Below are 20,592 nucleotides of genomic sequence, written 5' to 3' on the forward strand. Positions count from 1 at the left end.
ATGTCTCAAAACACACCACAAGTTCCTGACGACCAACTGACACCCCGTGATGTCATTGAGAAGTTCATTGATATCAAAAATGCCCTGGTCAAAAACTGGAAAGCGCTGATTATCATCCCGCTCATTGGCTTTGGCATAGGCTATGCGCTGGATCTGTATCTGAAAGTACCCAACAAATACGAAGCAGAAGTAGTTTTTAACCTTGGTGGCGGGAGCCAGAGCAGCAGCTTTGGTGATATGGCTGGCTTGCTTGGCCTGGGAAATGCTCCTGATGCAAATATATTTACCGGAGAGAACTTCTTCTATTTCGTAAAATCAAGACCAGTACTGGAACGTAACCTGATGAAGGAAGTGGACCTGCATGGTAAAAAAATACTGCTTGCCAATTTCTATATTGATTCAAGCGGGATTAAGGAAGACGACTGGAAAGACAACCCTGAACGTCTTAAATTCCACTTCACCGAGCGTAATCCCGAAAAGTTCACCCGTGAAGCCCGCATCGTATTAAACGAACTGGTGACCAGAACAGCATCAGAAACTGACATAGCCACACTGGACCGCAAATCATCCTTTATTGCCTTGTCCACTCAAATGGAAAACGAGAATCTGGCAGGCCTTTGGGTGACACATCTATTGGAAACCGTGGAAGAAATGTACACGGAAAACCAGACCCAGAAAACAAGAAAAACCCTTCGTTTGTTGCAAGGGCGTGCCGATTCCCTCGCCAGAGTACTGGGAAAAACGGAACATCAACTGGCCAGACAGATGGATTACAGCGAACAGATCATTTATCCTGAGGCAAAAATAGCTACCAACAGTACTGAGCGGAAGTCATCCTTCCTTCAGACGTTGTACTACGAAGCCATGTCAAGTGTCGAAAAAATGCGTGTCTCGCTCGTGAGGGAAGCTCCGTTGTTCACCAAAATTGAAGATATCAAAGTTCCGCTGGATGTAAAGGCCGAAAGTAAAACCCGTGCCAAAATCGGTGTATTGGCAGGTATTATGATCGCGCTGGTATTCATCTATTTCAAGACAGTCTTCTCTTCGGTGCCTAAGAAAGAAAATATATAAATATTATATGCAACACTCTATTACAATAAAAGCAGGAGGTTCTGAGAAAGATTACTGGAAAGACTTGTGGCTCAACAAGCAGCTTTTATGGATTTTATCCAAAAGAGATATCTCGGTAAGATACAAACAAACCCTGTTGGGAGTGGCATGGAGTGTGCTGCGTCCGTTGATGACCATGACCGTCATGGTTTTTGTATTCAGTTACCTGGCAAAAATCAAGAGCGACCCGGGGGTTCCTTATCCGCTAATGGTATTGAGCGGGCTTACGATCTGGACATTTTTTGCAAACACGTTTACTCAGATCAGCAACAGTATACTCATTAACTCGAATCTTGTTTCAAAGGTATACTTTCCCCGGCTTCTGATGCCGCTCAGCTCCATTGCTGTGGGCTTTGTTGACTTCATTATTACTTTCGCTATATTTTTGCTGCTCTGCCTTTTTTTTCAGCATCCGCTTAGTTACAACATTATTTTTCTTCCGGTATTCGTATTGCTGACGTTTATCACTTCCTTAGGTTTTGGACTGTTTTTTGCTGTTCTTAATGTGAAATTCAGAGATATCGGCCAGTTGATACCCTTCATGGTACAGGTTGGTATGTATGCATGCCCGGTTGCTTACAGCAGCACGCTGGCAAAAGGTACCTGGTTTGAGAAGTATTACAATCTTAATCCCCTGGTAGGAATCATTGACGGTTTCAGGTGGTGCCTTCTTGGAAACAAAGCCTATTTTAACACAGACAGCCTGTATTCGACCACAATTATTTCGCTGATAATTCTCTTCCTGGCTTTAATTTATTTCCGTAAAAAGGAAAATACTTTCGTGGATCATATCTGATAATAGTTATTTTTGTACATGGCTGTAATCGTAGCTGAAAATATCAGTAAAAAATATATAATCGATCACCAACAAAAACGTGGTGCGACGAATCTCAAGGATATTGTCTCTGAGAAGATAGACAAATTGTTCTCATCTAAGAATGGCACAAACACCTTTGCTGAAAAAGAAGAGTTTTGGGCTTTACGTGATGTAAACTTCAGTATCGACAAGGGTGACAGGATTGGTATCGTTGGCCACAATGGTGCAGGAAAATCCACGCTTCTCAAAATACTGAGCCGCATTACTGAACCCACTACCGGAGAGATCAGAATCGACGGGCGCATTGCAAGCCTTCTCGAAGTTGGTACAGGTTTTCACCCTGAACTCACCGGGAGGGAAAATATCTTTCTCAACGGCGCGATCCTCGGTATGGCAAAAAGCGAGATCAAACATTCGTTCGACGCCATTGTTGATTTCGCCGGAGTTGAAAAATTTCTGGATACACCTGTAAAAAGATATTCTTCCGGGATGTATGTACGCCTGGGTTTTGCCATAGCTGCACATTTGAACCCTGAGATTCTGATCGTCGATGAAGTGCTCGCGGTTGGGGATACCGAGTTTCAGAAGAAATGCCTTGGCAAAATGCGGGACGTGTCGGAAAGCGGCAGGACGTTGCTTTTTGTGAGCCATAACCTGACCGCCATTCAGGCCTTGTGCAACAAATCCTTTTATTTCGAACGCGGCAATCTGATCGACCAGGGAGAAACCTCACAGATTGTCACCAAATATCTCAGCAAGGTTTCCCACAAGTCACTGGAAAAACACTGGGAAAATATGGATGATGCACCTGGAAATGACCAGGTACGCATCAAAAGTTTCAAACTTTTCCCTGAGTATCAGGATAATCTGTCGCATATTGATGTCAGGACGCCGATTAACTTTCAGTTCGAATTCTGGAACATGGAAGAAGGTGCAAACCTGAACCTGAGTATGCATTTGTATACTTTCACGGGGGAGTGTATCTTTAATGTGGGTACGCAATCCGGGACCTTTGGCAGAGGTATCGTAACGGGTGTCTGTGAAATACCGGGGAATTTTCTTAATGACGGCTCCTATGTAGTTTCTATGATGATCGTAAAGGACACCAGCACAGTACTTTACAACATGGAAGAAGCACTTGTTTTTGATATTGAAGATTACCGAGAAAATGTAACCTGGTATGGCAAATGGCCTGGCTATATTCGTCCCCAACTCAATTTTTCCATTCGTCAATCTGAACATGTAGTGAATGATTAATGTCACTAAAACCTTTTTACCAGATCAGGAACAGTATATTCAGTATGTTCGTGAGATCTGGGACAGAGGCTACTTAACCAATAACGGCCCTGTACTGAAACAGCTTGAAGCCGAATTAAGAGAGTATCTGAATATAGATCAGTTATATTTTTGTACCAACGGGACCATTGTACTTCAGATTGCCATCAAAGCTCTTCAGTTAAAGGGTGAAATTATCACAACGCCTTTTTCGTACTGTGCGACTTCCAATGCAATTCTTTGGGAAAACTGTGTTCCGGTATTTGTAGATATAGACGCCTCGACACTCAACATCAATCCGGATTTAATTGAAGATGCCATTACACCGGCCACCAGTGCTATTCTGGCAACGCATGTGTATGGTAATCCCTGTGAAATTGAGAAAATTGAAGAAATAGCCAAACGGCATCATCTTAAGGTAATTTACGACGCAGCACATGCCTTCGGAGTGAAGTATAAAAACCGTTCTTTACTTTCTTATGGCGATTTGAGTACCTGCAGTTTTCATTCTACCAAAGTATTTCATACTATTGAAGGCGGCATGCTGGTATCCAACCATCCCGAACTGCATGAAAAACTTCATCTGCTCCGGGCATTCGGACATCAGGGCGACGAGCTTTATTTATATGCGGGTATTAACGGCAAAAATTCAGAATTCCATGCTGCCATGGGACTGTGCATGCTTCCTCATGTAAAAGATATTATTGAAGCCCGGAAGGAGATTTTCTCCTGGTACGACAGTATGCTGAACTGGGATAACCTTTCCAGGCCAACGCTGCATCCGGAAATTGAATATAACTATTCGTATTATCCTGTTCTCCTGCCATCAGAAGCGCATCTTAAAGGCTTACTGGAAGTGCTTGCCAAAGAGGAGATTATTCCTCGAAGGTATTTTTATCCTTCACTCAATACACTCTCTTTCATGCCGGTTAAATACAGCTGCCCGGTTTCTGAGGATGTATCCCTCCGGGTGATAAGCCTGCCACTTTTTGTTGGCCTCTCCTATTCCGATACACAGCGGATCTGTAATATTATCAACGATTTTTTATCGCCATAATCTTATGGTAGTTCTGTACTGGCTTTCTTTTATTGCATTTCTTTATTGCATTGGTTACGTTTCGGGGAAAATTGCCCAGCCGTCACTCAGTGAATGGATCATTGTTTCCTTTGTTCTTTTTACCGGGAGTGTGATTCCAACCGGTTTTATCCTTTCAGCACTTGACCTGACGGCCAGCACGGCCAGCTGGATCACCGGCAATTTTTTAATGCTCGGAATCCATTGGCGTTTGTGGGCCTTCCTCAATCCGGGTCAAACCACATACAGGATTTCGGACGTAGCAAAAAACAGGTTACAGACGTTCCGGTTATGGACCCGGGAGTTATCCCCCTACCTGAAATTTCTCTTTATTCTGCTTTTTGGAACCCTGGCCATTGTCGGGATAACAAACCTCATCCTTGTGTTATTTACCGTACCCAATGAGTGGGACAGTATGACGGGGCATTTGAACCGCGCCGTGAGATATATCCAGCGGGGAACCATGGAACATTTTGGTGGTACCAACTGGAACATGGATACCTACCCTAAAAGCCCGACCACCATTCATATCTACACTTACCTGATCAGTGGCAAAATTGAAAACGCGTTTAAGTTTCTCCACCATTCGGCCTATTATGTAACGCTTGTAGCCGTTTTTGGAATCGCGCAGAGAATAGGACGTAACCTGTCCGCCAGTTTGTTTTGTGCGCTGTCGTATGCCCTGTTCCTGGATTTCCTGATGCAGGCCATCACCACAGAAACCGACATCGTGCTGACAGCCTATCTCAGCTGCCTGTTATACTTTCTGTTCACTTATTTCGCCGCCAAGAACAGCAAATACCTGTATCTTTCCGGAATGGTTTTCGGTATTGTATTTGGCCATAAGGTAACTTTCGCATTGCTGCTGCCATCGGTTTTCGTGGTGATGTTGTACACGGTTTTTCTGGCTCCCACGTTTTCTGTCTTTTTCGGAAGGTTCATCAAACTTGCAGCTGCTATCTTGCTGGCCATGCTGGTTTATACTTTCCCTACCGGATATATCAGGAATATTCAGGTATTCGGGCATCCGATTGGACCGCCTACATCATTGAAACATCAATCCATTGAAAGAGCCGGGCCTTTGTCCAATCTGTTCGAACAAGGCAGCCGTAACGTAGTGCGGTATGGTTATGACTTCTTTAATCTGGATGGCATCCGGAATGCACAATGGGGATATGACCTTAATACCCTGGTGCGCAAACCTATTGTGAAGCTGGAAGACAAGCTGCACATGCGGCTGGACGAAGAAACCGATTTTTCAATTGTTCCCTTCACATTTCAGCGTCGGTTTGATTTTTACAATGCCAATCCTTACTGGGGCGTTTTCGGTTTTGCACTGATCCTGCCTTTGATATTGCTTGTATTCTTCAGAGTTCTCTGGTCCAGGGTACACTGGTTTCTGGCACTGGCTTTTGTCCTGCATTTTGCAGCCATTTCCTACTCGGCGCCCTATGATCCTTTCAAAGGCAGGTATTTCATAGAGACAGGGATTTTCGGAGTACTTTTTCTACTCCTGCTGTTTTCCAATCACCGCCTGTCCATTATCAAGCCCCGGCGCAAAATATGGAAGGGATATGTGGCCCTCATCGTATCGGCTGCCTGCGTATCTGCCGTGATGTCGGTGTTCCTTAACATCCGTTGTCTGCCTTTTGCGGCTTACGGCCATGAATCTGCTCTAAAAATGGACCGGATAGCATTTCAGACCTTTGCCCGGCCGGATATCACAAAGGCCTACGTTACTTTTGACTCACTCGTTCCGCAGGATGCTACCGTGGCGCTTGCTACCATAAACGATGATTTCGAATATCCGCTTTATGGTAAAAAACTAAGCAGGAAACTGATATCCATTAACCCCTTTGAACAAGGCCTGAAGCCCATACCCAAAGAGGCGGATTATCTTTTCTATGACAAAAGTGTGGTGAACGATACCAGCAAAATCAAAGCACTGCCGACAGACATACGCCTGGGTTCGGACACCACCATGACCAACCTGATCGTAAAAGGTGAAGATTACTATCTTCGCAAACTCAAATGAGCAATTTCTCCGGTATTCCCGAAAATAAAAAACAGCGATGACAATTGGTATCATGCAGCCCTATATATTCCCCTATATAGGTTATTTCCAGCTAATCAGAGCGGTTGACAAATTTGTGATCTATGATGACGTCAACTTCATTAACAAGGGCTGGATCAACAGAAACAGGATACTGGTATCGGGTGAGGCGCATCTGTTCACCATTCCGCTGAAAGACGCCAGCCAGAACAAGCTGATCAGGGAAGTGGAGCTTGCCAGAGATACTTCCTGGAAAAAAAAGTTTTTGAAAACCCTCCAGCAGTCGTACCAAAAGGCCCCTAATTATCCAAAGGTTTTTCCGCTACTGGAAGAAATCGTACATTTAGAAGCGGAAACGATTGCAGAGCTGACCGTATATGCCCTGATAAAGTTATGTAACTATATGGACCTCAAAACGGAAATCATTCCGTCATCGTCCGTTTATAACAATACATCTCTGAAAGCACAGGAACGTATACTAGATATTTGCAGGCAGGAAAATGCAACCGGTTATATCAATGCGATCGGTGGCATGGAATTATATGACAAGCAGAAGTTCGGAGAAGCGGGTATCAGGCTGGAGTTTATCAAAAGTCTGCCTGTAAGTTATCCTCAATTCAAAAATGCTTTCGTACCTTGGCTTTCCGTAATTGATATTTTGATGTTTAATGAACAGGAAAATATTACCCGCTTTTTAGATCAATACGAACTTTTATAAAGATGGCCAAAGTTATCATTTTTGGAGTACTGGATACCGCCGAGCTTGCACACTATTATCTTCGGCACGATACGGAGCATGAGGTTGTAGCTTTTGCCGTAAACCGGGAATATATCCGGGAAGATTCATTCAAGGGGTTGCCAGTAGTGGCTTTTGAAGACGTAGAGACCCTTTTCCCCCCTGCCGGTTATTCCTTTTTCGCTCCGATGACCGGACGTAATATGAACCGCAACAGGGAGGCTATTTACAATCAGGCCAAGGCAAAGGGATATCAGTTTATCTCCTACGTCAGTTCCAAGGCAACTACTTTTGAAAACAAGATCGGCGATAACTGCTTCATACTGGAAGACAATACCATTCAGCCTTTCACTACCATCGGTAATAATGTTGTGATGTGGAGCGGCAATCATATCGGGCATCATGGTACCATCCATGACCACGTGTTTTTTACTTCCCATGTAGTACTTTCCGGGCATTGTAATGTTGAATCCTACTCCTTTTTTGGGGTAAACGCAACCATCCGGGATTATACCCACATTGCACAGGGAACCCTGGCCGGCATGGCCTCCGCCATTACAAAAGAGACAGAAGAATGGGGGATTTACATTGGCAATCCCGCCAAAAAAGTTCCTGGTAAAAAAAGTTACGAGGCTTACTGACAGACTGTCCGCAGGAAATAATTGAACAAGAAATAATTTTCGGGTGAATGACGCAGAAGAAGATACTATTTATCAGCCACGATGCCAACAGAGCAGGTAGCCAGTTGTTGCTGTTGCAGCTATTGAGGCTATTAAAGGATAAAGAGATTCCAATGCATCTTTTGTTATGTAACGGAGGAGAACTTGAAAGTGATTTCGAAGAGGTGGTAAGTACAACACGGCTTTATCACGACGGCAGCCCTGCTTCCAGCCAACAGCTTACCGGTAAGATTTTAAAAAAAGTCAATCTTTATAAATTATACGAAGAAAGGTTTGCTCAGAAAGAGAATGAACGGATCGTGGCCGAACTGGAAAGTGAGAACATAGGCCTTGTTTTCGTTAATTCAATTGCCAATGCGGAAGTTTATTACAGCTTCCTGTCCTTTCTCCACCATTTGCCGGTTGTGCTTTTTGTCCACGAACTGGCCATGTCCGTGAAGATATACACGCACGAAAAACATCTGAATTTCTTACTCAGGAAAACCGACCACCTGATCGCCGTTTCCAGGGCCGTGGCCAATTTCTATGTAAAAAAATACGACTTCCCGATACAGCACGTCAGCACTTTCACGCTGATTGACCATGAGCATATTGACAGAAAGCTGAGGGAAGTACAAGGCGACCTTTTAGAAAAAACATACCGTATTCCTCAGGATGCTATTATCATAGGGGGCTGTGGCAATGCCGAATGGCGGAAAGGCAATGACGTTTTCAACTGGATTGCGCGCCGCGTTATACAAAAAACAGCCCCTCTCCCGGTTTACTTTGTCTGGGTTGGGGCGGGTCCTCAGCACGAGATTTACGAACTCATCGAAAGCGATGTACGGCTCATGGGACTTTCGGAAAGAATTATCCTGATTCCGCCAACGCCCAAAGCCCTGGACTATATCAACCGCTTTGATGTGCTGCTGTTAAGTTCGCGGGAAGATCCCTATCCGCTGGTCGTACTGGAAGCTGCGTTGCAGGAAATACCTATTGTATGCTTTCAGGATGCAGGCGGCGCACCGGAACTGATAGAAGCAGATGCCGGATTTGTCGTTCCTTTTCTGGATATAGACGCTGCGGCCGATGCCGTTATCCAATTGATCCTGGATCCTGCGATGCGGGAAGCTATGGGGCAAAAAGCCCGTAAAAAAGTATTGGAAAGACACAACACTGCTAAAAGTGTTGGTAATATCGAAGCCATCATTCAAAAGTATTTACCCTTACAGGTTTCGGAACAGCAGAATCAATGACTATTGCTTTTACCATTTGCTCCATCAACTACCTTGCGCAGGCGAGGACACTGGGTGATTCTCTAAAAAAAACGAATCCTGACATACTCTTTTTCGTTGGCCTGGTGGATAAACTGGAAGGTGTAAAATTTGAAAGTGCATATACCCCGGAATACCCGATGATCGAGATTGACAAAATCGATATAGAGGAATTTCAGGAAATGGCCGACCGCTACAACATTACCGAACTCAATACAGCTGTAAAGCCTTTTTACTTTACTTATTTCTTTAAAAATTATCCCGACGCACAAAACGTCATCTATTTCGATCCGGATATCATTGTTTTTCAGCCGATTACTGAAATGCTGAACAACCTTACCAAACATGAGGCCGTCCTTACTCCGCATATCAACACGGAAATTACAGACCGGCTCAAACCCAATGAACTGCATCATCTGAACACTGGTATTTACAACCTGGGCTTTGTGGCTTTCAGAAGAAGCGCGGCAAACCTTGCCTACATCCGCTGGTGGGAAGAAAAGCTGCGGTATGAATGTTATATTGACCTTTGCAACGGCCTTTTTACGGATCAGAACTGGATGAATTTCCTGCCGGTCTTTGTAGATAATGTCCACATCGAGCGCAACCCGGGTTACAATGCGGCCTATTGGAATATTCATGAAAGAAAATTCTTATACAGCGAAAATACCCATCTGGTAAATGGGAAACATCCGCTCATATTCTTTCATTACAGTGGTTATGATCCCGAAAAACCGGACGTTTTGTCCAAATATCAGGACCGTTTCGAGCTTTCCGAAAGGAAAGATCTGACAGACCTTTTCAGGTTGTACAAGGATTCGCTGATCCGCAACGGCAACGCTTATTACCGGAATTTCCGTTGTTCCTATATTAAGCCAACCAAACTGCTGAGGTATCAGCGGGTCAGAAAATGGGCAAAAAAACCATTTGAATTTGCCATTAATCAGTTACGGACCATTTGATGAAAGAGCTTGTAACTGTTGTAGTACCGGTTATAAACCCCATACTTACGCCACTGGAAGAAATGGCGCTGCATCATAGTCTGGATGTGCTTAAAAATCATCCTGTTATTTTTTTAAGCTATGAAGGCGCAGACCTCTCCGTTATAAGGGAGTACTGGAGTCACCTGGATATTATCCATTTCCCGGAACGTTACTTTCATTCCCGCAAGGCGTTTTCGCCCCTCCTGCTGATGGAGGAGTTTTACGAGCGTTTCAACTGGGCGGACTACCTGCTGGTTCATGAACTAAACAGCTGGATTGTTAAAGATGAACTTAATTACTGGTGTAACCAGGGTTATGATTTTCTGAAAGCGGCTCCTGTTTTTGAAAATAAAAAAAGCAAAGCTTCCCTGACCAATCCATTTTCCAGAATAAAGGGGCTGTCCGAAGAGCAAAAAACTGTACTCGGGAACAGTTATGATCAGAATGGGTTCATGCTATGTTACATCGAGCGAATGTATGATATGCTGAAGAACAACAGCAAACAGGCATACAAATACCGTCATACGGAAACGTTGCCTAACGCTGATGCCCTGTTCTGGGATCTGGAGCCCAACCGTTTTATGCCGAAACTTCGTAAACCTACCGAAATTGTTCAGAATTTCTTTGCCCGTCATATTACCCATCTTGAAGACCTCAAGTCTTTAAAAACCAGTCAGTTGCCATTTGCAATTACTGGTATTACTTCCATTAAAGGAATTACCTCAGAGATTGCCCGGGAGCTACCCTATTATCCCTGAGGAAGTTAAGATATACTATGAATATTATATATACAGTTTGTAACCGTTCGTCCTTACCACACGCACTGGCATTGGGGGCGTCAGTGATGGAACATCAGCCCGGCGATATCTTCTATATCGGCTGGGTAGATAACCGCCCCGTACCGCATCTGCCCGAACAGTACAGGATCATACCGGTTACCGACCTGGCCATTCCGCTGTGGCAGCAAATGACGGAGCAGTACTACGATTTTGAATTACTACCCGCCTGCAGGCCATGGTTTGCCAAAAAGATTATGGAACTGAATCCACATTGCAACAGATTGACGTTTTTTGCCCCAACTGTTTTGTTGCTTAACTCAGTGGAATCCGTTATCGGCAGGCAGGCCGAAATGACGCTTACACCTCATATTACCAGCCCGCTGCGCAAATCTGCTCCGCTGGAAGATAAACGAATACTGAACATCGGAATGTTTCATGCAGGTTCATGGAGTATCCGAAAAAGCACGCAGACACTTGATTTTCTGAACTGGTGGGCGGTAAGAACGCTGGACAGGGCTAAATATGATTTATGCGACGGTATGTGCCTGGACCAGCTTTGGCTTAACTTTGGCCCTGTCAGAATTCACAATTGGGAAAAAGTAAGTGAGCCCAGCTGGCATTACGGCTTACACCGCCTGCCCAACCACCCGCTTGAAGCTGCCAATGGGCAGTTCTCCGTGGGTGGAAATACGTTGCTGAGTGTTGACTTCGCCGGGCTTCTCTTTTTTGATCCCATCTGGTCCGATTATGCAGGAATGGCCAGGAGAAGTATCGCTTTTCAAGAACTAGTATCCTATTACCGGACCTTACTTGCAGCAGCAGGGCCGGAGGCAACTCCCAAAGGTACACCGGGCTATGGGCAGATTCCGGAGATTAAAGCCGGAAGAATTTTGAGAAACAAACTCGCTGCAAAACTAAGCGATATCACCGAATTCATCGATCAATACCAAATCTGAATTAACACACGAAAGCAAGCATGAGTTTTCTTCAGCAAAATACGGATAGTCTGCGCAAATTCCTGTCAGCGGACCAAATGCTGCCGCCAGGGCAACATAACACGTCGGGGTATCCCCGGCTCACGGTTATAACACCCTCCTACAACCAGGCCGACTTTCTGGAAAGAACCATAAAAAGCGTGCTCAACCAGCAATATCCCAATCTGGAGTATATCATCATCGACGGCGGGTCCACCGACCATAGTGTTGATATCATTAGAAAATATGAAAAGTACCTGAGCTACTGGGTTTCCGAAAAAGACAAAGGACAGGTACATGCCATTAACAAAGCGCTGCAAAAGGCAACCGGGGAGTATATTTCCTTCCAGAATTCGGACGATGTCTATTTCCCGGGTACGCTGAAACGTTTTGGAGAAGCCGCTTTGAAAAAAGCAGACGACATACTCTTTGGAGACCTGTATATGATCACCGTAACCGACGAAGTGACCGAACTTTTAAAAACAACTTCTTACAGCCTGGACAGTCAGATCCTGGAAGGTATGCAGATTCATAACCAGTCACTGTTTTTTAAGAAGTCCCTCGTGGATAAATTCGGTCTTTTTGACGAATCATACCGCTTCGCTTTCGACTACGAATTCATTACCCGCTACACCGCCGACCAAACTGCCACAGTAAGAAAAGTGGACGGTCTTGCCGGAGCGTTGCGGGTGCATGCGGATGCCAAGTCCTCCACCATTGCAACGGTGGGAAAAGACGAGCACGAGCAGATACAAAAATTGTATATTTCGAGGTTAAATATCCCTTCCATCAGCAAATTAAGGTATCTTTGGTGCAGGTTTAGGAAAATTGCCTATTTCATTGGCAGGTTAGATTTTAAATACATAGGTTACAGGTTATCCAGATGAATTGGAATCTTTTTAACATATACAGCAATTTCAACTACCTCCGATATTCCCTCGGAATTATGATGATGCTCAACGGGTTTCCGCTGATCTTCTTTATCAGGGATACGCTAAAAATTGGTCCGGCTAGCAGTGCTTTCACAGCCGTTTTTATGATCGTCGCGTTGCTGCTGATGACCCCGTCTCATTTGTTCAAACGATATTACAAACCTAATACCATACTTTTCAATCTGGGTGTTGGATTTCTGGCCATTTCGTTTTACTATTTTCTGTTTATAAATTTTCAGGGAAAGGCAGTGGCCGACTATGGTACTTATATGTTCATCGGGGCTTTTCTTTTCCTTCTTTTGCACATTCCAAACGATGTCAAGGATACGCTTCTTGCCGTCATTTTTGTTGTTTCACTTTTTTGCAATCTTACGCTGGTCTATTCCCTTCTGACCGACCCCAACTGGTCGCCGGGAATGCGGGCTGCCGTAAGTTTTTCAAATGAAGGAGCCCAACCCGGCGGAAATCCACACATCACTGCCCGCAATGGCGTGATCTGCATGGTAAGTGCTATCATTCTGCTGAACAACTCTACCGGTGTTTTCACAAGGGTTTTCCTTTTCTTTTCAGCTCTTTTCAGCCTGGGCGTTGTGGTGATGTCTCTTGCCAAATCAAGTTACCTGGGTACAGGACTTATGCTGGGGGCCTTTTTTGTTTTCCGATTCAAAGCCCGTAATATTCTCACTTCCATTGGGGGTATTTTCAAGTTCAGCAATATGATAATCCTGATCATCATCCTCATTGGGATCAATTACTTCCTGAACCGGTATGGTGATATCTTCAACCTGCTGCTGGGTTACTGGGACGTTTTCGAGAACAGGATCATGGATGTGATCTTCACCTCCACAGGTGTAAAACTCACGGATGAAGCTGATGTCGATTACTCCGCCATGGGCCGCGTAAGTGGTTTTGCGATGTTTGTCAAAACTTTTTTTTCATGGAATGTCTTCCTTGGGATGGGTTATAAATACGATTATCTGGACGTACCCATACTTGAATCATTCGTGAATCATGGCATATTGGGTTTTGTATTCTTTGCTTCTTTCAATATTTTTCTAGCCATTTATGCATTGCGGGAGGTAAAAAACCCAACCAATCCGTTGACTACTTTTCTTGCTTATTTGTTTATATCCATGTCGGTACTGCTGGCAACGGGTGGACGGCCCTATGACATTGTGTTTTGGTTTCCGTATGCGGTGATGATCCGATTCCTGGGTATCCGATATACCGACAGCATGAAATTTAAGCCCAAAACCGATCCTATTGCAGTGGCGTCACCTGCCAGCTAATCCAAAATCTGAATCACGATACCGGAACCCCCAGGACGATCCCGGCAGCATATAACATACATGAAAAGTAGAGTGGAACAATTAGATGGCCTTAGAGGAATTTTCTCCGTACTGGTCATTGCGCATCATCATAATGCATTCAAGTCTTCCATTTTCTACGACAATTTCTTTGTGATCAACTCCAGTCTTTTTGTTGATTTTTTCTTTGTCCTGAGCGGCTTTGTGATTGCCATCAATTACAACGACAGGATACATACCTCCTCGGATTTTTTACAATTCCTCAAAAAACGCTTTATCCGATTATATCCCCTGCTCTTTTTTACGGAAATCATTTTTCTGATATCCAATCTGCTAGGAGATCACAGCTCACTTAAAAATGTCAGCACGTCCAGTTATTCCTACTATTTCCGGACCGTGGTGGATACCATTACTTTCATGGGTTCAACACCTGTTTTTGGCGGGTGGATCGGACTGAATTACCCTGCCTGGTCCATCTCCGCAGAGATGATCTCGTATATCATCTTCGGTCTGGTAGTCCTGCTGGTTCCGAGATACAAGTATCCTGCCTTCGCCTTGCTGATCCTGCTGTCCGTAATATTCATCTTTGGTTACGGCGATTACATGCTGGCTTACGACTACGGATTCATCAGAGGGTTACTCTGTTTCTGTGTGGGTATTTTTACATTTCAAATTCATTCCCGAAAACAGTACCACTTATCCTGGGCCGAAATCCCCTTTCTGGTACTCTTGGTCACCATGATGTATTTCACCCATCACTGGGAGCTCAATTTATGGCGCCTGGTTTTCCCCGTTATCTTCTCGGCAGGTATCATCATTTTTGCCAATTCCCTAGGGCCCGTCACCCGGATGCTGTCCAGCCGCCCGTTTCAGTATCTGGGCAAAATTTCATATTCCATTTACCTGAACCACGCAATTGTATTAATACTGATCAACATCTTGTTGTTCAGGTACCTGAAATTACCGACTTCCGAGACAATGATCTTTCTCTCTCTGATCACTTCAATTGCCCTCACTATTTTCTATTCCAATTTCACTTATGAGCTGATCGAAAAAAAGTTTGGGAATTATCTCAGGAAACGCTGGAACTGAAATCTGATGGCCGACCCGCCTGTTTTTTACGCACAAATTCCTGTCTGGCAAACCTTTTTAAATAAGGAAAGGTTATCAGTATGTATCTAATCTGTTAGAAATCATGTCGACATTCAAAGAGCTTATCAATAGTAATAAACCGGTTTTGGTGGATTTCTTTGCGGAATGGTGTGGCCCTTGTAAAATGATGAAACCCATCCTGGAAGATGTCAAAGCCGAACTGGGTGAGGTAGCAACCATTATAAAAGTGGATATTGATAAAAATCCTGCTGCGGCTCAGGCCTATAAAATTCAGGGAGTGCCTACCCTGATCGTTTTTAAACATGGCAAACCCATGTGGAGACAATCCGGGGTGGTGCAGGCGGATCAGTTAAAATCGGTAATCAAAAAATATTCATAAAACCTGTAAGCGCTCATTTAATGCCCCCCAGACCAAATTCGGAAGTACTAAAGGATACTGATTTTTCGGTTTCTGACTTACCTGCAAGTGAGTTCGAACAGTTCGAGTTTCGGAATTGCATTTTTACCAACGTGGCAGGAACGGTGTTTACCGATTGTATTTTTACCGACTGCAACCTGAGCAATGCTGTTTTTTCCAACTGCAAATTAAATGGCGTTACTTTCCGGAATTGTAAGCTGACTGGTGTAAATTTTTCGGCGACCAAAGACTTCGGCTTTCTGCTGAATTTTGAAAACTGCATTCTTGACTATAGTATTTTTGATCACAAAAAACTTAACAAAAGCATTTTCAGCAATTGTAAAATCCATGGAGCCGACTTCACGCAGGCGGATCTTTCCAAATGCAAATTTTACAATTGTGATTTCTGGGACGCCATTTTTGTGAACAGCAATCTTGCTGGTGTTGATTTCACCACCAGCAAGAATTTCACCATTGACCCTACAGCCAACAATGTCAGAAAGGCTAAATTTCTATCATCAGATCTGGCGGGCCTGCTGACAAAATTTGATATTATTATTAAATAAAGGCATTTGTCTGCCTTTTAATTTGATAGAGGTACCCGGGGTTAATATCCATTCTGATCAGGGAATAAGCACTACAGAATGTTTTTTTAATGAGTACCAACAGCGGGTCTGCCCGCCTTTAATTTTACTGTTAACCGAACCAAAATATTCCTTTTCACTATGTCAGAACAGGTATTTACCAAAACATTATTTACAGGGAATGAAGTACTGAAAAATCAGTTGATTACCATTGAAAAAGGTACGATCATCCAATTGGAAAATGCGGTTCCTGACGGAAGGGTTAAAATGTATTTCAATCTTTCGGCGGGTCTTTTTGACAGCCATGTTAACGGGGGCGAACGACATCACTTTACGCAAAAAGCCGATGAAGAGACAATTGATGACATCTATCAGTCGAGCGTGCATACTGGAGCCGCCTATGTTCTGCCAACCCTCATCACTTCGTCCACAGAAAATATCCTGAAAGGTATTGAAGCCACCAGAAATTACATCGCAAAAAATCCTGGTACCGGCGTGCTGGGTATGCATCTGGAGGGCCCGTTTCTTAATCCCGCCAAACGAGGGGCGCATCTGAAAGAATTTGTACGCAAACCTTCCGATGCCGAACTTACGGAAATTATTGATCACGGGAAAGGTATTATAAAACTGATTACCATTGCTCCGGAAATGTTCAGAGAGGATCAGCTGCTGATGCTGCTCGAATCCGGGATTACTGTTTCTGCCGGGCATTCCAACGCAACTTACGAAGAAGCGCAGGCAGCTTTCGGGCATGGTATTAACCTGGTAACACATCTCTACAACGCCATGTCGGCGTTTCAGCACCGCGAACCTGGCCTCGTAGGCGCCACGTTTGACAACCCCTATGTTTACGCTCCTATTATCATCGACGGCATCCATTGCGACTATGGCGCAGCAAGCGTAGCTTACAAAATCAAAAAAGACAGACTATTCCTGATCTCCGACGCTTTGTTTTTAGGAGAAAAAGTAACCGAATTCAAATGGGGTGGATTTGACGCCTCCCTTAAAAACGGCCGGTATACCAATTCCGAAGGTAACCTGGCTGGTGCCACTATCTCGCTAGCCGACGCTGTCAGAAATGCTGTAAAAAAGGTGGGGATTCCTTTGCAGGAAGCGATTGAAATGGCCACACTCCGCCCTGCCAAAGCGTTAAATATGGCAGATAAAATCGGAAAGGTAGCTGTGGGATATCCGGCCGCTTTTACCAGTTTTGATGATGACCTCGGCAGGTTTGAAGTGGTCAGGTTTTAGTATCTCCGCTTTTTTATAACAACAAAAGCCCTCCTGATTTTAGCTCCTGCCAGGTGTCGGAGTGCAGAAGGGGGTCAAAGTCTCCCAGGTTCTGGTTTTGATAATCCGCGCGGAGTTCCTCCAGAGACATGGGCTGGTGATACCCGATTACTAACCGGGGCATGACCTCAACCAGCCAGGCTCCTCGTTCGGGTGTTGTTTCAACCGCCCATTCTTTCTTTTTGTCAAAAAACACGAGTTCGGCCACCTGCTGCGTAATACTGCCGCTGGCCTCTTCAAACAAGGAAAGCTCGGGCAGGCTTCCCAGCCAGATAACAAAGGCGTTCGGGCGCAGGGTTTCCTCACTTTTGTCGGCTATACTCCTTTCAATATATCTTTTGGGAACGGTGGTCCTGGGGACCTTAAAATCAAACCAGCGCGCCAGTGGAAAATCCAGACAAACACCATGCATATAATTAAACAGCGACTTTCTTAGTCCCTCCGCGAAAAGATCATGGTCTGCTCCCAAAGGATCCTCATGTTCAAGATCGTTATTGGCAAAAGCACCGGGGCCGGGTCCCAGTTTCATTACATCAAATGCCTCTGGATGAAGTCCAACAGGGCTATGGGCAGTCATAGCGAAGCGGTGCCAGAAACCCGACTGGACCGCTCCCTGTTCGAAGAGCTGGCGCACCATTTCCAGCGAATCTATGGTTTCCTGAGCGGTTTGCGTAGGAAAACCATACATCAGATACGCATGTACCATTATACCCGCCTTTGTAAAGGCATCTGCAACACGTGCCACCTGGGCAACAGTGACTCCCTTTTTCATACGCTCCAGCAAACGGTCTGAGGCTACCTCAAGCCCGCCGGAGATAGCAATACAACCGGACGCTTTCAGCAACAAGCAAATATCAGTAGTGAAGTTTTTTTCGAACCTGATATTCGTCCACCAGACTAACGTAAGCTTCCTTCTGATGATTTCAAGCGCAAGATCCCTCAGCAGTGCAGGTGGTGCGGCTTCGTCCACAAAATGAAAACCGTTCTGCTGGGTTTGCTCAATAATTTCCTCAATCCTGTCGCATAGTAACGCTGCGGTCATCGGTTCGTAACGCTTGATATAGTCCAGTGATATATCACAAAATGAGCACTTTCCCCAATAGCAGCCATGTGCCAGCGTAAGCTTGTTCCAACGGCCGTCGCTCCATAACCGGTGCATAGGGTTCACGATCTCGATAACCGAAAGGTAATCATTGAGTGGCAGGTCGCTGTAATCCGGTGTGCCGGTGTCGCGCTGGGGAACATCTCTTTCTATGGCACCGTTGAAATAAATCACTTCGCCATTTACTAAAGTATATACCCGCTTAAGTCTCTCAAGATCCCGTTCTCCATCCAGGTATTCCAGCAAAGTGAGCAACGGTGCCTCTCCATCATCCAGACAAACGAAATCGATGTAATTAAAAACGCGGGGTTCTTTCAGAGCGCGCAGCTCGGTATTGGCAAAGCCGCCACCCATCACCACTCTTACCTCCGGATATTTCTTCTTGAGGTACTGCCCGCATTTAAATCCACCATACAGGTTTCCCGGAAAAGGCACCGAAATACATACGATATCCGGCTGGTACTTTGCGATTTTTGTCTGAAGCACACTGACCAGCATTTCAGACAGCAGGGTATCCGGCTTTTCAAGTGCTTCTTCCATTTCGTCGAAATGCGTAGCGGAGCGTCCAAGTCTCTCGGCGTAACGGCTGAATCCAAAGTGCGGATCAATCGCTTCCTGAATAAGATCCCCGAGGTCTTCCAGATACAGCGTTGCCAGATGCCTGGCTTTGTCATGAATGCCCATCGTCCCGAACGCCCAGTCCATATCTTCCAGCATCCTGAACCGGCCCGCCTCCGGAAGATAACTCCGGTCACAGATACTATGCGCAAGAGTCGGATTCCTGTTTTTCAAAAACCTGATCACCGGATCAATTGTGGTGATATATTCCTCCCGAAGCGCATAAACCCTGAAACTGTTTTCGGTGAGTTCGGCGTCCGAATTTTCCAGCAGGGTAAACATCTGCTTTAAACCCTTTGAAGAAAATAATTCCAGAATGACATCAATCCCCAGATCCGCCTGATAAGACTCCCTGCCCAGCGTATTCAGGAAGCCCTTGAGATAGGCCGTAGCGGGATACGGGGTATTGAGCTGTGTAAACGGTGGTGTGACGAGCAGGATTTTCTTTTTCAAGAGATAGTTGATTTTCTTCAGCACAAAGGTACAGGTTTTAAAAAATTAATAGATGGGATAGCCCCTAACCCTCGAAATCAGATTATATTTGAACAGCTCTTACCGATCACCCATCCAATTATGAAACTGCTGCTTTCGCTCTGCTTGTACGTTTTCCTATCCGGACCATTGTCTGCACAAATATCACAAAAAGAGATTATTTATGGGCATAAGGATGGTATGGCACTCACCTGCCAGGTTTTAACACCTGAAAAAAGTAACTACAGGGGGATCATTTTTGTGGTCAGCGCTGGCTGGCAATCATTGTATGGTGCCATTCCAACCTATGTGAAATTATCGGACCCCTTTCTGAAAAAAGGGTATACGGTATTTCTGGTGCAACATGGCTCCGCTCCGCAATATACCGTTGCCGACGCCTTGGCTGATCTGCGAACGGCAGTCAGGTTTATACGATTCCGTGCATCTGATTACAATATCCACCCCGACAAAATCGGAATAACCGGAAGTTCCGCAGGCGGGCATCTGGCCCTGTGCATAGCCATGGATCATGGCTCATCCTCCACGCAGGCCCATGAGCCTTTATCCCAAGTTTCCGCAAAAGTACAGGCCGTTGCTTGTCTTTATCCTCTTACTGATTTTATAAACTTTGGTAAAATGGATTTTAACCCTTTTCTGGATAAAAAATACCTTATCCAGACCAACAGGGCAGCGGCCTTCGACTTTAAGGAATGGAGTGAAACGGAAAAGAAACCGGTTTCTATTTTGAGCAGGCCGGTTATTGAAAAGATATTAAGAGACTTGTCGCCAGCCCTTCATGTATCACCTTCGGCTCCGCCTACGCTGATCATCCATGGTGATGCCGATACCAGCATACCATTGCAGCAATCCAGGCAGATGATAGAACGGCTGAAACTCGCCGGTGTACCCAGTGAACTGGTGATCAAAAAAGGAGCCGGACATGGGTGGGATGATGAGGAGCCAGAGATGACCGCTTTTGCAGACTGGTTTGATAAGTATTTGAAATAAGAAAGGGCAGGATTGCCAAAACCATAGCTAAGCCC

General features: G+C 44.9%; 19 protein-coding genes. 18 read left to right on the forward strand and 1 reads right to left on the reverse strand.

Translation table 11 applies throughout. The features are described from left to right. The 17 genes from KOE27_RS16085 to nagA all read left to right on the forward strand — a co-directional run bounded on the left by KOE27_RS16085 (window position 1) and on the right by nagA (window position 17,319). Window positions 1-1,071 (forward strand): hypothetical protein, encoded by a 1,071-nt coding sequence (locus KOE27_RS16085; protein ID WP_215239874.1) that lies wholly within the window; start codon window positions 1-3, stop codon window positions 1,069-1,071. A gap of 7 nt (window positions 1,072-1,078) precedes the next feature. Further along, window positions 1,079-1,906 (forward strand): ABC transporter permease, encoded by an 828-nt coding sequence (locus tag KOE27_RS16090; protein WP_215239875.1) that lies wholly within the window; start codon window positions 1,079-1,081, stop codon window positions 1,904-1,906. An 18-nt stretch (window positions 1,907-1,924) separates the two neighbouring features. Beyond that, window positions 1,925-3,184 (forward strand): ABC transporter ATP-binding protein, encoded by a 1,260-nt coding sequence (locus KOE27_RS16095; RefSeq protein WP_215239876.1) that lies wholly within the window; start codon window positions 1,925-1,927, stop codon window positions 3,182-3,184. After that, on the forward strand, window positions 3,177-4,259 hold the full coding sequence (locus KOE27_RS16100) for a DegT/DnrJ/EryC1/StrS family aminotransferase (RefSeq protein WP_215239877.1): 1,083 nt from the start codon (window positions 3,177-3,179) through the stop codon (window positions 4,257-4,259). The genes KOE27_RS16095 and KOE27_RS16100 overlap by 8 nt, the downstream gene beginning before the upstream one ends. Window positions 4,260-4,263: 4 nt before the next feature. Continuing rightward, window positions 4,264-6,312, forward strand: coding sequence for a glycosyltransferase family 39 protein (locus tag KOE27_RS16105; protein ID WP_215239878.1), 2,049 nt, complete (start codon window positions 4,264-4,266; stop codon window positions 6,310-6,312). A 37-nt stretch (window positions 6,313-6,349) separates the two neighbouring features. Further along, on the forward strand, window positions 6,350-7,048 hold the full coding sequence (locus tag KOE27_RS16110) for a WbqC family protein (protein ID WP_215239879.1): 699 nt from the start codon (window positions 6,350-6,352) through the stop codon (window positions 7,046-7,048). 2 nt (window positions 7,049-7,050) lie between these two features. Then, the gene (locus tag KOE27_RS16115) at window positions 7,051-7,707 is read left to right on the forward strand and encodes an acetyltransferase (protein ID WP_215239880.1); all 657 of its coding nucleotides are present in this window, start codon (window positions 7,051-7,053) and stop codon (window positions 7,705-7,707) included. A 47-nt stretch (window positions 7,708-7,754) separates the two neighbouring features. Further along, window positions 7,755-8,981, forward strand: a complete 1,227-nt coding sequence (locus KOE27_RS16120) for a glycosyltransferase family 4 protein (protein WP_215239881.1) — start codon at window positions 7,755-7,757, stop codon at window positions 8,979-8,981. Further along, entirely contained in the window at window positions 8,978-9,961 is a 984-nt protein-coding gene (locus tag KOE27_RS16125; protein ID WP_215239882.1) for a glycosyltransferase family protein, read from the forward strand. Before KOE27_RS16120 ends, KOE27_RS16125 begins: the two co-directional genes overlap by 4 nt. Beyond that, window positions 9,961-10,740, forward strand: a complete 780-nt coding sequence (locus KOE27_RS16130; protein ID WP_215239883.1) for a DUF5672 family protein — start codon at window positions 9,961-9,963, stop codon at window positions 10,738-10,740. The genes KOE27_RS16125 and KOE27_RS16130 overlap by 1 nt, the downstream gene beginning before the upstream one ends. A gap of 17 nt (window positions 10,741-10,757) precedes the next feature. Next, window positions 10,758-11,717: a hypothetical protein gene (locus tag KOE27_RS16135; RefSeq protein ID WP_215239884.1), complete on the forward strand. Its 960-nt coding sequence runs from the start codon at window positions 10,758-10,760 to the stop codon at window positions 11,715-11,717. Between the two features lie 20 nt (window positions 11,718-11,737). After that, a complete protein-coding gene (locus tag KOE27_RS16140) occupies window positions 11,738-12,622 on the forward strand; it encodes a glycosyltransferase family 2 protein (protein ID WP_215239885.1) in 885 nt (294 codons plus the stop codon). Further along, on the forward strand, window positions 12,619-13,956 hold the full coding sequence (locus KOE27_RS16145; RefSeq protein ID WP_215239886.1) for a hypothetical protein: 1,338 nt from the start codon (window positions 12,619-12,621) through the stop codon (window positions 13,954-13,956). Before KOE27_RS16140 ends, KOE27_RS16145 begins: the two co-directional genes overlap by 4 nt. Before the next feature lie 60 nt (window positions 13,957-14,016). Next, the gene (locus tag KOE27_RS16150) at window positions 14,017-15,066 is read left to right on the forward strand and encodes an acyltransferase family protein (protein WP_215239887.1); all 1,050 of its coding nucleotides are present in this window, start codon (window positions 14,017-14,019) and stop codon (window positions 15,064-15,066) included. Between the two features lie 103 nt (window positions 15,067-15,169). Beyond that, entirely contained in the window at window positions 15,170-15,466 is a 297-nt protein-coding gene (trxA, locus tag KOE27_RS16155; protein ID WP_215239888.1) for a thioredoxin, read from the forward strand. A gap of 20 nt (window positions 15,467-15,486) precedes the next feature. Then, window positions 15,487-16,050, forward strand: a complete 564-nt coding sequence (locus KOE27_RS16160; protein WP_215239889.1) for a pentapeptide repeat-containing protein — start codon at window positions 15,487-15,489, stop codon at window positions 16,048-16,050. Window positions 16,051-16,209: 159 nt separating this feature from the next. Continuing rightward, the gene (gene nagA, locus KOE27_RS16165; RefSeq protein ID WP_215239890.1) at window positions 16,210-17,319 is read left to right on the forward strand and encodes an N-acetylglucosamine-6-phosphate deacetylase; all 1,110 of its coding nucleotides are present in this window, start codon (window positions 16,210-16,212) and stop codon (window positions 17,317-17,319) included. A 13-nt stretch (window positions 17,320-17,332) separates the two neighbouring features. Here the strand turns inward: nagA and KOE27_RS16170 are convergent, their stop codons facing one another. Continuing rightward, a complete protein-coding gene (locus KOE27_RS16170) occupies window positions 17,333-19,531 on the reverse strand; it encodes a B12-binding domain-containing radical SAM protein (protein ID WP_215241632.1) in 2,199 nt (732 codons plus the stop codon). Window positions 19,532-19,651: 120 nt separating this feature from the next. Here KOE27_RS16170 and KOE27_RS16175 point away from each other — a divergent pair, with 120 nt between their 5' ends. Further along, the gene (locus tag KOE27_RS16175) at window positions 19,652-20,557 is read left to right on the forward strand and encodes an alpha/beta hydrolase (protein WP_215239891.1); all 906 of its coding nucleotides are present in this window, start codon (window positions 19,652-19,654) and stop codon (window positions 20,555-20,557) included. The last annotated feature ends 35 nt before the right edge of the window (window positions 20,558-20,592 follow it).

It is taken from the genome of Dyadobacter sp. CECT 9275 (assembly GCF_907164905.1).
Lineage (GTDB): Bacteria > Bacteroidota > Bacteroidia > Cytophagales > Spirosomataceae > Dyadobacter > Dyadobacter helix.